We start from the raw sequence: 17,132 nt of genomic DNA, 5'->3' as shown, positions 1-17,132 counted from the left end.
AGAAGAGAGGGATTGGATTTATGATACCGGCCCGACTTGTGCTGGCAGTGCAGGATTCCCGGTATGTTGAACCGCTGCTGAGTTATTTGCATGGAAGTTCTTACGGATCGGCTCTTCAGGTGACCGCATTTACCCGCATCGATTCATTTCTACATTATATGGAAGTGGGAGAAGTACCCAATCTGGTCGTGGGGGATACGGAAATGCTGGAGAGCTGGCTTAGCCGGGGGGAGACTTCGGTTCCGTGGCTGCTTCTAAGTGAAGGTCATTCATCTTCTTCTCTTGTAGAGGGCGGCAGCAGTACATTCAAGTATCAACCGCTGCCTCAACTGATGGAAGTCATCATCACCCACTGTAAGCGAAGCGGTGGAGCGCTGGAGAAATTGAATGTCGGAACAACCTCGGTGATTGGCATTGTATCTCCCTTGAGCGGGAGCGGGAAGTCAACGATAGCCATGAACATGGCGAAGCAGCTGGGCGTGCTGGGATTAAAGGTGTTCTATCTCAATTTGGAGACGGTGAACAGCAGTGCATTATTTCCTTCCGGTTCGGTGGGTATGGAGGGGAGCTTTTCAAGATTGTTGTACGACATTAAGGCCTCACAAGAAACGGCTTCGGGGACCGATTTGTCAGTAACCCCTTATATCATCAGACATCATGGCCTGAAGTGCGATTCCTTTGAGCCCAGCTTCAACGTGAAGGAAATCACGGAGATGACCATGGAGGACACGGCTTTGCTGCTGGCTTCCCTCGTATCGTGCAATCAATATGATGTCATTGTCGTGGATACCGAGGGATACATGGAAGAACGAATGCAGGCGGTTCTTGAACAGGCCGGAGTGCTAATCTGGGTTTTATTGGATGATCTTATGAGTATGTATAAGAGCGGTGTGTGGATGGATCAATTGGAGCTCGAGGATCCCGCGCTTTTCGGAAGCCTGAAGAAGCGGAGCCGATTCATTGTCAATCGGTACACAGGACAACTTGTTAACGGATTCCCCCGCAAGGATATAAGCATAGGTAGCGTACTGCCTTATATTCCTTCATGGAAACAGCTCCATCGGGAAGAGTTGCTGTTGTCCTCACCGATCTATCAGAGAGAGGTATTGAAGCTCTGCCAGCAGCTGCTGGAGGGCTCGGGTATCATGGCGGTGCAAGCGGGTGGTGGGCAGTGATGATGGAGGATCCGTTCAAGTCAGTTCGTGACCAGGTTCGTTCCGAGCTTGATATGAGTGCGAGCATTAACAATTCGGAATTGATGGCCCGTATCGAGGAAATGGTGTGGAGAAGACGCGAGCTCATGGAGCTGACAGCCGCTGAGAAGCGGCGGCTGGTGCGCAGGGTATTTGACTCTTTTCGCGGGTTGGATGTGCTTCAACCCTTAGTGGATAATCCCCGAATTACGGAAATTATGATTAACAGCCACCAGGATATATTCATTGAGCAGGATGGGGAGGTGAAGAAGCTGCCGCTCCAATTCGAATCGCAGAGCCGCCTGGAGGATATCATCCAGAGCATTGTCGGTACGGTAAACCGGGTGGTGAACGAATCCACCCCCATCGTTGACGCCCGATTGAAGGATGGCTCGCGGGTAAATATCGTGCTTCCTCCCATAGCGCTGAAAGGACCGACCATGACGATCCGTAAGTTTCCGGAATCGCCGATGACGATGGATGACCTGGTACGAAGGGGCGCCCTGACAGAGGAGGCGGCGGAACAGCTTCGGATATTGGTTAAGGGGAAATACAACATTTTTATAGGCGGAGGGACAGGTTCAGGGAAGACGACTTTCCTGAATGCATTATCGCAGTATATTCCGCCTGATGAACGTGTCATCACGATTGAGGATTCGGCGGAGCTGAAGATCGTGACGGTCCCGAACCTCGTGTCGCTGGAGACCCGGAATGCCAACACGGAAGGCCGGGGGGAGATCGCGATACGCGATCTGATCCGATCCTCGCTGCGGATGCGCCCCAACCGGATCGTGGTGGGCGAGGTGCGGGGAAGCGAGGCGCTGGATATGCTGCAGGCGATGAATACTGGGCATGACGGAAGTCTGTCGACGGGGCACGCTAACAGCACACAAGACATGATCAGCCGTTTGGAAACGATGGTGCTGAGCGGCGCGGATCTTCCGATCAGTGTAGTCCGTCAGCAGATAAGCTCGGCGATCGATATTTTCGTTCATTTATCCCGGCTTAGGGATCGATCGCGTCGCGTAACCGAGATTAGTGAAGTGATCGGAATGAGAGGCGGCGAGGTGCTGCTGAATCCACTGTACCGATTCCGCGAGACGGGCGAGTCAGGCGGCCGGGTGATTGGGTCTCTTGAGCCATGCGGGAACCCGCTTCAATCGTCGGACAAGCTTCATATGGCTGGGATTGCGACTTGGCCGCTGCAGAAGATGTTGGAGGTGACATCGTGAAGCGATATGAAGGTTCAGTCTTGACTCCGGAAGAGGGTCAAGGTGAGCGGGTGATCATGAAGAGGAATGGAGCTGGAAAGCGTGAGCAAGCTGCTCCAGCTCGAACCAACACTCTTCCGGATTACGGCGTCTATCATCTCTCGATGAGACAGAGAATGGGATGCATTATCCTTGGCGGTCTTATGTTTTTCTCCATCGGTTATCTGTTTTATCACAATCTGATTTTGTCGCTGCTGCTTGGAACGGCAGGTCTGACGACCCCTAAATTTTGGAGACGGTTTATGCTGGAACGCAGGCGCAAGACACTGAATCTTCACTTCAAACAAGCTTTGTATTCCTTGTCCTCGTCATTGTCCGCTGGCCGCTCCGTAGAGAATGGGTTCAGGGACGCGGTACAGGATTTGCTGCTGCTGGATCCCGGAGGCACCAGCGATCTGATCTTTGAGCTCAAAGTCATCGTGTCTCGGATGGAGTACGGCGAGCCTATTGAAGTGGCTTTGCAGGATTTTGCCCGAAGAGCGGGGATGGAGGATATGGACAATTTTGCCGATGTCTTCTCGACTTGCAAACGAACAGGCGGCGATCTGGTTGAAGTCGTGCGGAGAACTTCTTCAGTCATCGGAGAAAAGCTGGATATTCAGCAGGAGATATCCGTGATGATCGCCCAGAAGCGGTTCGAATCCAAGGCACTGCTGGCTGCGCCGTTCCTGCTGCTGCTGTTCATGAACCTGACGTCTCCCGATTATATGGAGACGATGTACAGCGGACCGGGGATTATGATCTCTACTTTTGCGCTGGCCGCTCTAGGAGGCTGCTTCCTGTGGATCAGCAAAATGATGAATATCAAGGTGTAAGGAGGTGAGGCGGCCATGTTGACATGGGTAGCGGGCACGCTGGTGGTTCTGCTTGTGGGTGGTTGGGTGGTGCTGAATCATATGTGCGGTGAACGATACCATCGTCTCAGTAAAGTGCCCATGGAAGGTCTCAGGCTGCAACGGTTAACACCGCCTCTGTTGTTCCTGCTGGAGCAGGGAAAGATTCCGATGCGTTTTCCGATCGTGTTCTATCGGATGCAGGGCTCCGTCCAGAAGATCCATGGCTTGCGGCACAGCGCAGAAATGACGTTGTTGTTTATGACCGAGGCTCTTGCTTATACATGGCTCATTTTGATTGGTGGCTGTATATGGTCATTGTTGTCGGGAGATGTCACCGGACTTCTGGCTGGATTGGGATTGGGGGTGTTGCTGCCTGTTGCTATGGCAAAGGATCTCCACAAAAAGGTAATGTTGCGCGAGCAGGATATCGTTATGGAGCTGCCGGAGCTCCTAAACAAAATTGTGTTACTTGTTGGCGCCGGCGAGACGGTGCAGCGGGCGGTCATTCATTGTGTAGAGCGGAATAAGGATTTGAACCACCCTCTGTATGTCGAGCTGAAGCGAATGGTGCTTGAATGGGAAGGCGGCCATCCGTTTCAGCAAGCCTTCGAGCAGTTCAATAAACGTTGTGGCGTTCAGGAAGTATCGATATTCACAACAACTGTTTTGCTTAATTTTCGACGCGGCGGGAATGACTTTGTATTGGCACTGCGCGATTTGTCCCGAGTTCTCTGGGAGAAGCGTAAGGCCATCGGAAGAACAAGGGGGGAGCAGGCCTCCTCAAAGCTGGTGCTGCCAATGGTGGTCATATTCATGATCGTGATTGTTTTGCTCGGAGCGCCTGCATTTATGATGATGAACATGTAGAAGGGATCGGTGTATTCGTTATGATGTTGTCCATGGTAAAGAGCGGTATGAAAGCTTTTTGGAAGGATGAGAAAGGGATTGGGACACTTGAGATGATTCTGATCCTTGTCGTTATTTTGATTATCGCGCTGATATTTAAAGATCAAATTACCGCCTTGGTGAACAACTTGTTTAAAAACGTGAACAACAAGAGTAAAGAGTTTCTTGAATAATCGGTTTCAGAGAAGATGGAAGGACGAGACAGGGAGCTTCACGGTGGAAGCTTCCCTGGTTCTTCCCATCGTACTGATGGTGACGGTATTGCTTCTGTTTCTGTGCTTGTACATCTATCAACAGTCTATGCTGGTCCAGGCTTCAGCTGCAGCATCCGAGCGGACTGCGTATAGCTGGGATAACAGCCATAAGATTGCAGCCACGGGATCCGTAGAGCAGGGACAATATGATTCGCTATATTGGCGGTTGACGGATGATCATGTTATAGGAACTCTATTCGGCTACGCTGGGGGTGAGAAAACGAAGTCCATTTCATTGCCGCATGGCGAAGCAGGGGGCGGGAAACTGCCCGAACTCAAAATGTCCAAGGGCGGTACGGCTGTTCCCGCAAGCCTGGCGGGAGAGATGAGTTATACCAATCAGTTGCTCATTCGAAAGGTAACGACTTCGTTAAATGAGCAGGTATCTCTGACGCCATTGAGCCGAATATTGGACGATGGAGGCCAGATCAAGGTCAGCGCACAATCGATCGTGGTGGATCCTGTTGAATTTATTCGCACGGTGGATCTAATGCGATATTACGGATCGAAGTTTCAAGGCGGGAGAAACGGAACGGATAAGACTGCCGCAGGAGAAGTTCTACAAAAGTTCGGAGGTTCGCGATAGTCATGACGAAGCATAGGGAAGCACGGTCGAGTCGGAGAAGGAGAGAGGGTGGCCGATCTTCCGATGGATCTGTATCTGTTTTTTTGATTATCGCCCTGGCTGCTGTATTCATGTTTGTAGCTATCTTTATTGATTATTCCCGCATAGCAGCGATGAAGGTGCAGAGCGAAAGGCTGACCAGAGCGGCCGTACGCTCCGTGATGTCTTCCTATGATCCGCAGCTTCAGAAGGAATATGGATTATATGCCCTTGGGGACACCAGTGGCGATCTCATTATGGGCAATGTGCTGAATGACAGCATGAATCCGGGAGAACGGAGCGATGCATTTCGGTTAATGGCAATGGAGCTCGATAGTTCGGGTCTTGAGCTGCAGCGTCCGCTAGGGACCTATGACATATTCAACCGGCAGATTATTGAGGAAATGAAGTATAAAGCGCCGATTGATTTCACTTTGGAATTAGTGGGTAAGTTCAAACCGTTATCGCAGTCCATGAAGGAAGCTTCCAATACGGTAGATGTTCTTAAGAAGCTTCGCAAATTGTATGACAAGCGGGAAGCGGCGCTGGATGAAATGCTGGCAAAGCAGCGAAAAGCAGGGGAGCATGCAATCCGGCTTTCGAAGCTTGTTATGGATCCGCCGGGACAATCGATCTCCGACACTTCGCTGGGGGGCAGTATGTATACCGCCGCTGATGTGGGATCGCAATACGAGGATTATAAGGCTAAACAACAGGAAGATGCGGACAGGCCTCCTAAGGAACAACAGTATACGCTGCTGCTCATGGCTTACCGGAGCGGAATTTCTTCCATTGGCTCACAGATTTCGAGGGAGGCCAGCCGAGTTCAGAAGGAGAATGACAAGCTGCTCTCGGATGCGCATCAATTATGGGAGGAAGCAAGGAATCTGAATGAAGAGATGAAGCAGGTCATCAAGGATTCCGAGAACCGTTCATCTAATAGTGGATATGATCAGGTCACGAATGATGTAACACCAGGGTCTAACGATTCATCCGGGGCAGAAGCGGAGATGATTCAATCCATACGGAAGCAAGCTGACAAATTAATTCACAGCGATGAGTTCTTGAACGGCTTCCGGCAAGAGATTGATAGCCAGGAGAGTCGATACCAACAGGTTGCCCGAGCGGTCACCACTCTTCAGTCTTCGCTGGGGGGAGAGGGAATGAAGGGGACGGTGCTTGAAGCCAGTCGCACATTACAAAGTTTTGTGTCTAATTATGGAGTATCAGGCAGTGGAAATATTATAGATCGGCAGCAGGCGTCATTGGAACAGTTCCGCACATCGGATAAGGAACGGAAGGCGATGGAGAAGCAGGCCAGTCAGAAGCTGAAGCAGGCATCCAAAGTCATTGAGGCGATTAACGGGTTGAATGGACAACATCAGGCCATTATCGATGAGTTCCGTGAACTCCAGCAGTACTATGACGAAAGCCTTCAATTTAATGCTGAAGCGGACAACATGAATAAGGGAAAGCCTTTGGACGATGATCCGTATGATGCCGGTAAACAGGCAATGGATAATATGGATGGTATGTTTGGATTTATGGGGAACGTGCTTGGCGGTGTCAGGGATGAACTGTTTCAAAATGAGTACGCCGTTCACTACTATCAGCATTTTGATATTGGGAATTTAACCGGGATGGTTGATGGTTCCAACACTGGCGGAGATGTCATCCAGGAGTTCGCCATTGGGAACCAGGAAGTGGAGTACATTCTTTATGGATTTCATAACCCCGCTGGGAATATCTCGGCGGCCTATGCAGAGATCTTTGGTTCCAGACTCGCGATCCGGACGATGGAAGGATTCATTGTGAATAGTAAATTGGGAAATCCGTTGGCGATTTTGGCGGCAGCGATTCTGTATGGGATTGAGAAGGCCATTGAGGATATGATCCAGTTGTGTCAGAAGGGGAGCGTTCAGCTATCCAAGTATGTCCCCGTTGAGCTGACTTACAGGGATCATTTACGAATATTTTTGTTTATTCACAGCAATAACGAGAAGAAGCTGTCGCGCATGTTGGCATTGATTCGATTGAACACCGGCACCAATCCTGCGGAGCGATTTACCTACGCTTCAGGAGAGGTCAAGACGGCCATGCGTTTATGGTTTCTTCCAGGGGTGACGAAAGCGATCGGCGTTGTATTTGGAAGCGATGGGGACGAAGTTCAGGGAAATCGTTACATGGTAAAGCGCAAGGCGGATTTTTCCTATTAGGATTAGGGGTACTTGAATGAAACGATTATCGGTAATACAGAAACCTCTCCATAAAGGTAAAGCGTCATCGGAACAAGGAAGCATGGTGGTGGAAGCTGCGCTTGTGCTGCCGATGTTTATGTTTTTTGTCATTTTCCTCATTTATATCGTGCAAATGACGTTGATATCGACAGCACTCCAGAGTACCGTTTCGGATACGGTCAAAATCGTAGCGGCTCATATGTATCCCGTCTCGCTAGCCGTGCAGGCCAATGCCGATGGTAGTGGAACAGGAGAAGGCTCACCAAGCACATCCCATTGGGAGATTCCCAAATTGTCACTTTCTGATTGGGTTTCGAATTACAGCGACTCTCTTCCTTCTCCTGTTAATGAATGGATAACGCAAGCCGTAGCGTCAGGCGAGGAGCCGCTGCAGCAGCTTAAGAACCAAACCGTGGAAGCCGTACTCGATCCCGTGGTTAAGCCGATGCTGAAGTCATTTATGCCTGAACATCTTCTGGACTATGATCGAATCCATGTGTCCAATGTTCACATTCCCAATTTGAAGAGCGGGGCGAGTCCCTATTTCGGCATTGAGGTGAATTACGCGCTTCCGATCCGGGTTCCTTTCTTGAACAAACGCATCGTGCTGCAGGCAAAGGCTCAGGAGAGATTATGGATTGGCGACACCGGCGAAGGAGGGATGGGTTCAGGGGATGGCTCGGGGACGAACGGGGCTATCGAGCTGTTGGAGAAGCCGAATCCGGCCGTTGCCAGCAAGCAGGCTAAGGTAAAAGTACGAGTGGAGCCGGGCAGCAGTGCTCAATTGTCAGTCTATTATAAGAGTGGTCAGAGTACGGCTAAATATTTGGGCTGGGAAACCGCGGACGGTAACGGCTATATCGAATGGGAATGGAACGTAGGCTTTAATACAACGCCGGGAACGTGGCTGTTTGTCGTTGAGACAGCAGACGGGCAGCGGATTGAGGTGCCGTTTACGGTGGTCGCGCGGTCAGGTTCTTGAAACCTTGATAGCAAGAGTTCGAAATAAAGGATTCCCTAAGAAGTGTTTCAGGGAAGTGTCTTTGAGAAACGTTTCAAGGAAGTGTCTAAGAGAGTCATTCCAAGAAGCATTGGTTGTACATCCATAGTTAAAATCCTATCACGGCTATTCCAGTGAATAGTTTAACAAGGGAGTTATGATATCGCATGTCCGTTGCTTTTGGTGTTTGTGCTGTTTATTTGATCGCCGCATTCATTACAGACCTTCGTTCCATGAAAATACCGAATATTTTAACTGTTTCGGCTATGCTGTCCGGTCCTGTCTATCATGGCGTTCTGGACGGGTGGGAGGGGCTGTTCTTTTCTTTGAAGGGGCTTGGAGCCGGGTTTCTTATCTTGTTGATCATGTATTTTATAGGGGCTGTGGGAGCGGGTGACGTTAAGCTGTTTGGGGGCATTGGTGCCTGGACCGGCTTATGGTTTACCTTGCATGGCATTATGTATTCTGTCCTTTTTGCCGGTGTCATCGGTTTGCTTATCCTGCTATGGCGTCGGGAAACGATAAAGCGAGTACGTAATGTCGTTGGCAGTATCGCCGGCGTTTTTGTGATGAAGAGCTGGTTGCCATGGTGCAACAGCCAGGAGGAACACTTGCGATTCCCCTTTATGATTGCCGTCCTTCCTGGCGTAATCAGCACGTATGTAATACTGCACTTGTAGGAGGGGGAATTATGCTCGGATTAAAGGCGGATTTTATGCAGAACGGTGGAACCATTATGGTGCTGGATCGGGCTGAAGGAATCCAATCATCAGAACTTAATCATGTACAGCTGGGAATGATCCGTTCGTCGAGAATCCCTCATTTCTTGAAGCTGCATATGAAGGAAGTCGATTATAAGGTAACGCTGGAATATGATATTACCGGCAAAAAAATGCTGTCTCAAACGTTAAAGAGCGAGCGCATGACACTGACTGAATATTTTGGATTGCTGCTGCAGATCGTCACGGCTCTGGAGGACAGCAAGTTGTATATGCTTCAACCGGAGAATTATATTTTGCATGAGGATTATCTGTTTATTGAAGGTTCCCTGCATCTGGGCACTTTATATTTAACTTATGTTCCCGTTGCAGCCACCGAAGCAAGCGGCACTCGTCTTCCGCTTATGCTCAAGGAGCTAATGACAAGGTTGCTCGCATCGGTGACGGAGCTAAAAGGGGGAGGGATACAGGCACTGATGTCATTCTGCAGTGAACAGAGCTTTAATCTACCGGGACTAAAGAAGCTTGTGATTGAGCTGTTAGCCGGAGAGGGTGAAGACCATCGTGCTGTACCTCAAGCTAATGCAGCAGTGCCTTCAGGTCTGAATCAAGGGTCGCCCTATACCGATAGTCAATCAAGCAACATGGGCTCCAAGCCTGCATTCGCATTTGCAGAACCGACTCATGGACGGACAGCAGTGCCACAGACGGACAGTGACATCTACACAGATAAACAGAGTTTAATTCAAGGTCTGAAGGAACGTACGAATGAGATGTTCGGGAAGAGGGGCAAGAGCGAGGAAATGAATTCTCATGCGGGTCGAAGCCCATTGGGTTCCACTCCTTCGTGGCTGCCCGATACGGATGACACAAATTCAGAAGCTTCGGACAATGACAAAGCCTCGCCGGTTCGCACCTATATTATGTTAGGATGTTTGCTCGCCGCAGCGGGAGCTTGGAGATTGCTTTACATGAATCAGCCTACTCCACTGATGCTGGGGTTGTCGGTAGGTATTACGATTCTGCTTGCTGCGGTAACCTGGCTTGGCTGGACAGGTAAACTCCAGCTGCTCTCACGGAGATCCGGCGATTGGTCCGGTTCCTTGCCCATGTTCGAGTCAACAGAGCTTAGTCCGCAGGAGCATTCCAAGTGGAAGTCTGTCCCGCGTTTTCAGGCGGACCCTTTATCGGGTCTTCTTGGGGATAACTCGGAAACAGACGCTGGAAAAGCAGAAGCAGGGCTTGAGGAGGGGAAAGAGAATTGGAGATGGCGGACCCCTAAATCTCCATTCAACTCCGAGAGAGATCACCATTCAGGGGGATATTCCGCACAATCTCCGCAGGGCCATGCTTATTCGCGTTCATCTGAGGCATCAGCTGCGGCAGCGGATCCATATGGGGAAGAGGGGGATTATTATGCCCAGTTGTCCCAACGGACGGAGGTGCTTTCGTTCCCTGGAGGTGAGGGAGCTACCGTCCTGCTAAGTCCGGATGCAACAGCCCGTCCAGCCGTGCAGCATTCAGCAGGTGCTTACCTCGAGCTAAATGAACCGAATGCAGCCAACCCGCAGCGGATTGAACTATATCAGCCCCATTTCATCATCGGCCGATCCCCTGACGTAGCCCAATTCGTCGCACAGGGTGTGGGGACTTCACGGGCGCATGTCGAACTTTCGCGCGAAGGCGGAGATTACGTCCTGAAGGATCTGGGGTCGAGAAATGGTACGGTGTTGAAAGGGGAATCCATGGTGCCTTATAAAGAATATCCTCTGATGGAGGGGGATGCCTTTATTATTGCCGGATGGACGTTTACCCTGCGCAGGGGGTTATATTAATACGGGATATTATAGTAGATGTAAGATTTGCGTAGCTATTATTTTATGAAGTTTGAGAGAATATTCGAATTATTGCAGAAAACCAAAAGTGTACCCTAACTTTTAGAGGGGCTTTTGGTTTTTTATTATGGTTTTAGCCAGTTGAGAACGTGAAACGTGCGAAACAAAAAACCATCCGCTAAGCGGGTTGAGGACTAAGGATTTGACCATCAAGACTATTCCGATAGACTTGAGATGTTCAGGCGAAATTTACGGCCACGGACCGTCACAGACTGGCTACAAAGGCAACAAGAAATAAACCAGTTTAACTGGTAACCTTGCTCCAGCCATTCTTGCGTGCTTGCGGTGTTTGCAATGTGTTCAAACCAACTGTCTTTTGTGGCGCCCATGCCAGTGTTTTGCACCGCCATGGGTGGCAATGCTTCATTCTTTGCGCCCACGGGAAGTAGCTATGTTCGCCATAGTCCCGGATGGTCTCTGTTTTTTTTCAAAGTCTCCATATGCCGTAATAGTTGAGATTAGTTTTGGCATATACATAACAGAGCGATAAGCGGATTCCTTTAATATTAAATACGTCCAGTTAAGGGGTATTAAATATTTGTTGTTTGGCAAAACAATTCCAATTCAAAAGTAGAAAGAGGTGAGAACTTGGCATTAATCATTAGTAAGAGCGCAGACAGCAGCCCGCAGGCGCCATGTACATTCCGGGTTGAGCTTACAGCGGAAGGCAGTCTTACAACATTTGATTTGCCTTTATATCTGGTGTTTGTCATTGATGCAACTTCGACGATGGGCACACAGGATGTCAACAATAATACGGAAACACGCTTTCAGGTCGCAGTTCAGGCGATTCACGGCTTTTTGGACATTATTTTTTCGGAAGAATATGCTTCCGTCGAGAAGCATATCGCCGTTGTATCGTTCGGAAACGGGGCCAGGGTGCATGTCACGCAAACTGACGCCGAAGGAAGGTTTAGCGGTCTAGTCAATCCGGCTCCTTTAACGGTACCAGCCGGCGGCGGTGCGCCGGTACAAGATCATTACATTGGCGCCAACAGCTATGACCCTGCGCAGGCGGTGACGGCATTAGCCAACTTTCGGAGCGTAGCGGACAAAACCGCTTTTTTCTATGAAAATGAGGAAGAAATTGAAACGATGATCAACAATATCAGCCGTTACAGCAATACCAATATCGAATCGGGTTTTCTCCTGGCAGGTGAACTGTTAGAGGATATTCCCGTCGAAGCGCACAAGTTGATCATTCTTATGACGGATGGGGAGAGCGCAGCCTCGTCCACTTTCTATGCCTATTATAATGAAGCCGATATTCCAAACCGGATTAACGCGGCCATTCTGCTGCAAGAGGGGAACCAACTATTTGCCAACTACAACGGGATCCGGGCGCAAGTGACGAATGAGGACTTAATCCGGGAAGGCATCGATCCGAGCAGCTTCGACCCGGCGGCCTTCATACCGTTGCAAACCGTAAGCCTCAAGCTGCGTGCGCTGGCCAGAAGCGAAGCGTTTTTTGCAGCTGCAACCCAGTCGCTCACCATCAATCCGTTTGCCGGTGAATGGCATAATTTCGATGGAAGAAACAGCGACAACGCGACACGTATGCCGGCCGTACCCAATTTGCTTGATGACATTACATTAAACGGTTATTACTGGTCTAATGGCCGAATCGGATTTGCAGCTAATTATTATTACTACCAGCACAGCCCGTTTTTCGCCAAGGTGGGCGGCATTTGGCAATATTCGCAATCAGATACAGGTTTTCCGCTTCAACCGGTATATGAAGATGCTTTTTTCCGTCAAAGCCTGATCGGCCGCGAGCTCGAGACGGTCACCTTTGACAACTCCGAAACGGAGCTTATGGTCTTCGCCACCGACGAAAAAATCCCGCAAACCCGGCTTATCGATTATTACGAGCGAACGAGCCGCAATATTTTCGGCAGCAACGAAGCTAAGCGGTTTATGATCGCCGCCTCGGAGGCCATTCGTGCAAACGGAATTAGGATCGATACGATCGGGATCGGCCATTCGGTTCTGTTGCCCGAATATTTGAATGAAACGGCGTCTTCCGGCCAAGCATTTTTTGTTCCTCTTGAAATTGCCCATGCTCAAGACGCGCTGCGTGATCAGATGCTTGCGGTCACTAACGCAGAGCTTGGTTTTTTTGGCAATGTCGTCATCACGGATATAGTTCCCCGTCGTTCCAGCGCTGTGTCACCTTTGCAGAATGACGGCACCTTCACATTGGATACGAATTCTCTCCAGGTTGCCTTTGTGCAAACGCCGGAAAGTCCGGTTCTCTTTCAGGCTGCCGATTTGAATAGCGGATTTGTCAGCGTGACCGAAGAGGGAGACCGTTATATCATCGTTTTACGCGCCGGGAACCTGTGGGCTCCGGAGGAAGCTGTCCTTCAAGAAGGGCGTTTCTTCAGGGCTGCTGTCGCTTTTGACCTTACTCCGAATCCGGGCGTAATCTCACACAGCGGCGAGAATCTTCCTGATATTGCGGTCAATATCGAAGCCTCGGCAAGCTGGACGGAGGCCGGTGTGGAGAGGATACTGCCTTATTCTCCAGCCTTGGTGTTCGTGCCTGCTTTCTGCACACCCCCACCTCCGCTTGTAGACATTGTGCTGGACCCGCCTGACGCTTTCCCTGGTGGAGAAATAACGATCACGATAGCGGTCCAAAATGTGGCCAACATTGCCATTGTGAAGCAGCTGCACATCGATCTTCCTGCTGGATTTCAATTTATTCCCCGATCATTGGTTGTCCGCAATCAGCCGTATTTGGCGGAAACGCTTGATCATATCAATCTGGGCATTAATCAGCCTGGAGAAGTGGATACGATCCGCTTCCGGCTTGCTGCCCCGCTTGTCCCGCTTTCTGAGCAGAATACGCTTCGTGCCATAGTACGTACTGATCTGGGTGAGGTTAAGGTGTCTGTCGACATTCCGGTTGAAGAAGAGGAAGAGTAATAGGAATAGGCCATCTGGGTTCCAGAAATGGTACGGTGTTGAAAGGGGAATCCATGGTGCCTTATAAAGAATATCCTCTGATGGAGGGGGATGCCTTTATTATTGCCGGATGGACGTTTACCCTGCGCAGGGGGTTATATTAATACGGGATATTATAGTAGATGTAAGATTTGCGTAGCTATTATTTTATGAAGTTTGAGAGAAAAGTTGGATTATTGCAGAAAACCAAATGGGTTCCTTGGTTTATGGGAATTCTTTTGGTTTTTTCTTTTTTGTATGTATTTAGAAACATTTGGTATGATGCTATGGTATACCTACTAACTAATAGGACCAAGTTTGCATATTCCAGAGGGGGTAACATTATTAAAGGAATGGTCGTGTGTATAAGGAGGACTTTGCTGTGTCTGAAGATTTAAATAGAGAAATATTGAAAGAGCTAAAGGAAATCAATAATAAACTAGACACCTTGAACTCGTCAAAAGGAATATCCGGAACTCTAAAAGTGATTGCCCTGATATTCGGGTTTTTAGTGATAGGACCTTTGCTTGTAGGGATAATGGTGTATCTATTTAATTTAACTGGCTAAGGTAAATAGCCCCTGCCAGAAGCCCAGACGGACAATCCTGGAAGGGGCTTTATAAGCTCCAACAAGAGTAACTCTTCCAGCGATGCTGGTATGGCGTGTAGTCGATGCTTTTTTGTTCAGAATCATCTATAGATAAAAATGAATTCTTTTTGTATTGTAGCTTGAGAACACCACGCTACTCATTGAGGTCACTGTCATAGCTGGAAATTTAGCTGCAACACCGTTTTTTTCCCGCAAACCGAAAGCTCTAATTTGTTTATTCTCCAGCCCTTTCATTGCCTCTTATCGACTCCTGCTCGCGGAAGACGGAAGGAGTCAGGCCGTACTTTTTCTTGAATAGAGTGGAGAAGTAAGTGATATTGTACATTCCGACCGATTCACTGATTTTGGCTGCAGTCTCATGGGTGGAAGCAAGCAAATCCTTTGCTTTCTCCAGCCTGGTGTGATTCAGGTATTCACTGAACGATTGACGGGTGGCTTTTTTGAAGAGCTTTCCCAAATAGCTTGGCGACAGGCCAGCAATGTTGGACACCAGCTCCAGAGATAAGTTTGGCTCGGCATAATGTTGCTGGATGTAATTCTGCACTTTTTCAATGATAACATTGTGCTTCTGGGCATTCATCCAGAGATTCTTCTCTTCAATTAATGTGCAGATATTAAAACAATAGCGTTTGAAAGTTTCCTTGATTTCCGTCAGATGTTCGGCGGATTCAATTTCGGTCACCGCATCCAGATACTCGTTGAAATTGGAATCCGGCACATGCTGCAAATAGTCAAAGTGTTTAAGTAAGGATAGCATGAGCTGGGTGCTGTATGTAATGACCTGATTGATTGAACCGTTAGAAATCTGTTCCACGAATTGCCCGATTGCATCCTGGATTGGTTCCGGCTTCCCGGACTGCACAGCATCGATTAGCTTCTTCTCGAAGGCGCTGGGATAACTTAAGGCCGTCATCATATGGGGCCGTGTTGTTACGGCATCCAGGATCGATTCCTTCCCGTAGATTAGCCGGTATTTAACATACTGCTGCGCCGAAGTATAGGAGTAAGCAATATTTTTCCTGCCGTAACTTATATCCCCTATGCCAATGGACACCGTCACCTTGAAGTAACGTTTCAGAAAACTCTGAATATTGCCCAAGGCAGCCTCGAGCTCCTCAGGCTGTTGGTTGTTCGTACACTGAAGGATTGCGACGGCTTCATTTCCCCCCATAAACAGGTAATCACATGCTCCGATAGGCTCCAGCATCTCTTTTGCAATATTGCCTAGAGCGAAGAGCAGCAGCGGCTGCTGTTCCGTCTCCATCCTCCCTCTTGTCGGTTCCAGCGCATTGATTTTGAATACAAGCACGCAAAAATAAGGCCCCGATACTTTCTTGTCGATATCCCGAATTAATTCGCTCGGAACAGAATGTTCCAGCGGATGACCCCAGAGTAACGAAAGTAAGTAATGCTCACGAATCGTTCGGGAAGAGCGGTTGATCACGAATTGCATCGATTTTTCACGTTCCTCCAACGAATGGAAAACCTCGGTCATCATCTTATATTCATCTATGAACGGCGAATCGGAGACTGGAGAATCCGTGTCCGGCATGATCCTTTCAAACAGCGCCGATAACGGTCTATAAATGCTCTTGGTCAGAAAAATAGAGATCAGCAGACCAGTCAGTACAATTCCGGCTGTCACAAGCAGCGTAACGTTGCGGAGACGGTCAATGTTGGAGATGAGTCCGGAGTAGGGGGAAACGCTTACAAAATACCAGTCCATTTTCTCCGGCTTCACATAAGTGACCAGATGCTTTTTATTTTGAATATTTGTTGTGAAGCTGTTCTCTTCCTTGTCCTGATTTAGAATTTGCTGCACATACTGTTCCTCGGACCAATCGTTCAGAAATAAACTTGAATCGGTATGGGAGAGCACTTTGCCCTCTTTGTTGATGACAAAAACGTTGTTGGCGGAATCCGTTTTGCTGATTTTGCGGATCGTCGTCAGAATCGACTTTTCTTCCACATTGATATAGATAAGCGGGTTGTCGGAGGTCTTAAATGAAAAATCCGGGTACAGCAGAAAGGTCAGGAGCTGAAGCGGCGCATCGTTGTTGCGGTCGGCAACGGTCAAGCTACGTGGATAGAATTCCATGTACCGCTCCGCGCTAAGGGTGATGAGCGAGGAGTCGAATGGAAGCCCGGCAGTATCGACGGCTGTTCCCGTAGAAGGCCGGTAGATCCCGGCACTGTAAATATAAGGATACACACTTATAATCTGGTTCATTTGTTGAAATATCCGATAATTGTTCGTCTTGTCCTCCAACGTGTCATTCAGGAATGAGGTGATCTCAGGCTGGATGAGCAGCGCATTACCGATTGTCATGACTTGGTTATAGACGACCTCCGAGGCGTAAGTGATTTGGGATAACATGGCTTTGGAATTGCGATCGATCTCCTTGACGGCGCTTTTGGAGAAGAGAAGGAAGAGGACGCCGGACAGCAGGCTGACGGTTAGTAGAACGAGCAGGAAATATGAAATTGTAAGTTTTTGAAACGCCTTGTATCGAACAAGCCGATTCATGGTGTTCCGCATGAAGAATTCCTCCCAATGCCGTTAATATAACCACTTCACTATAGGACATATATGGCTAAAAAGGTACTCCTTCACGCAAAAATGAAAGTCAGTCCGTTTATTTGAAAGGTTTGAGCCGC

Annotated in this window: 14 protein-coding genes and 1 pseudogene; 12 read left to right on the top strand and 3 right to left on the bottom strand. The window is 48.9% G+C overall.

Features of this window, described 5'->3' with window-relative positions; translation table 11 throughout:
• The first annotated feature begins 20 nt into the window (after positions 1-20).
• The 10 genes from MKY82_RS27775 to MKY82_RS27730 all read left to right on the top strand — a co-directional run bounded on the left by MKY82_RS27775 (position 21) and on the right by MKY82_RS27730 (position 10,855).
• Positions 21-1,175, top strand: coding sequence for a hypothetical protein (locus MKY82_RS27775; protein ID WP_194544403.1), 1,155 nt, complete (start codon positions 21-23; stop codon positions 1,173-1,175).
• A complete protein-coding gene (locus MKY82_RS27770) occupies positions 1,175-2,425 on the top strand; it encodes an ATPase, T2SS/T4P/T4SS family (protein WP_220687319.1) in 1,251 nt (416 codons plus the stop codon). Before MKY82_RS27775 ends, MKY82_RS27770 begins: the two co-directional genes overlap by 1 nt.
• A 56-nt stretch (positions 2,426-2,481) precedes the next feature.
• Positions 2,482-3,279 (top strand): type II secretion system F family protein, encoded by a 798-nt coding sequence (locus tag MKY82_RS27765; RefSeq protein WP_194544940.1) that lies wholly within the window; start codon positions 2,482-2,484, stop codon positions 3,277-3,279.
• 15 nt (positions 3,280-3,294) lie between these two features.
• Complete coding sequence (locus MKY82_RS27760) at positions 3,295-4,167, top strand: type II secretion system F family protein (protein WP_194544402.1); 873 nt, start codon at positions 3,295-3,297, stop codon at positions 4,165-4,167.
• A 20-nt stretch (positions 4,168-4,187) separates the two neighbouring features.
• Positions 4,188-4,379 (top strand): Flp1 family type IVb pilin, encoded by a 192-nt coding sequence (locus MKY82_RS27755; protein WP_194544401.1) that lies wholly within the window; start codon positions 4,188-4,190, stop codon positions 4,377-4,379.
• Positions 4,372-5,046: a TadE family protein gene (locus MKY82_RS27750; protein WP_339294824.1), complete on the top strand. Its 675-nt coding sequence runs from the start codon at positions 4,372-4,374 to the stop codon at positions 5,044-5,046. The genes MKY82_RS27755 and MKY82_RS27750 overlap by 8 nt, the downstream gene beginning before the upstream one ends.
• Positions 5,047-5,048: 2 nt before the next feature.
• Positions 5,049-7,280 (top strand): hypothetical protein, encoded by a 2,232-nt coding sequence (locus tag MKY82_RS27745; protein WP_339294823.1) that lies wholly within the window; start codon positions 5,049-5,051, stop codon positions 7,278-7,280.
• Between the two features lie 16 nt (positions 7,281-7,296).
• Positions 7,297-8,283: a TadE family protein gene (locus MKY82_RS27740; protein WP_339294822.1), complete on the top strand. Its 987-nt coding sequence runs from the start codon at positions 7,297-7,299 to the stop codon at positions 8,281-8,283.
• 185 nt (positions 8,284-8,468) lie between these two features.
• Positions 8,469-8,981, top strand: coding sequence for an A24 family peptidase (locus MKY82_RS27735; protein WP_194544399.1), 513 nt, complete (start codon positions 8,469-8,471; stop codon positions 8,979-8,981).
• Positions 8,982-8,992: 11 nt separating this feature from the next.
• Positions 8,993-10,855 carry a DUF6382 domain-containing protein gene (locus MKY82_RS27730; RefSeq protein ID WP_339294821.1) on the top strand — a complete coding sequence of 621 codons (1,863 nt, stop codon included), beginning with the start codon at positions 8,993-8,995 and terminating at the stop codon, positions 10,853-10,855.
• A 215-nt stretch (positions 10,856-11,070) separates the two neighbouring features.
• On the opposite strand, the pseudogene MKY82_RS27725 reads toward MKY82_RS27730, so the two are convergent.
• A pseudogene (locus MKY82_RS27725) lies at positions 11,071-11,275 on the bottom strand (hypothetical protein); the annotation flags it as partial.
• A gap of 228 nt (positions 11,276-11,503) precedes the next feature.
• Between MKY82_RS27725 and MKY82_RS27720 the strand changes: the two are divergent.
• Both MKY82_RS27720 and MKY82_RS27715 read left to right on the top strand, forming a co-directional pair.
• Complete coding sequence (locus tag MKY82_RS27720) at positions 11,504-13,846, top strand: hypothetical protein (RefSeq protein WP_339294820.1); 2,343 nt, start codon at positions 11,504-11,506, stop codon at positions 13,844-13,846.
• 400 nt (positions 13,847-14,246) lie between these two features.
• The gene (locus tag MKY82_RS27715) at positions 14,247-14,432 is read left to right on the top strand and encodes a hypothetical protein (protein ID WP_076324645.1); all 186 of its coding nucleotides are present in this window, start codon (positions 14,247-14,249) and stop codon (positions 14,430-14,432) included.
• Between the two features lie 126 nt (positions 14,433-14,558).
• Here MKY82_RS27715 and MKY82_RS27710 read toward each other — a convergent pair whose 3' ends face one another.
• Together MKY82_RS27710 and MKY82_RS27705 are read right to left on the bottom strand one after the other, a co-directional pair.
• A complete protein-coding gene (locus MKY82_RS27710; RefSeq protein WP_339294819.1) occupies positions 14,559-14,708 on the bottom strand; it encodes a hypothetical protein in 150 nt (49 codons plus the stop codon).
• Complete coding sequence (locus MKY82_RS27705; RefSeq protein ID WP_339294818.1) at positions 14,689-17,013, bottom strand: helix-turn-helix domain-containing protein; 2,325 nt, start codon at positions 17,011-17,013, stop codon at positions 14,689-14,691. The genes MKY82_RS27710 and MKY82_RS27705 overlap by 20 nt, the downstream gene beginning before the upstream one ends.
• Between the last annotated feature and the right edge of the window lie 119 nt (positions 17,014-17,132).

The sequence above is a fragment of the Paenibacillus sp. FSL W7-1279 genome (assembly GCF_037969845.1).
GTDB lineage: Bacteria > Bacillota > Bacilli > Paenibacillales > Paenibacillaceae > Paenibacillus_AQ.
Note: the sequence above shows the minus strand (reverse complement) of the source record. Positions and strands in the feature narration are given on the sequence as shown.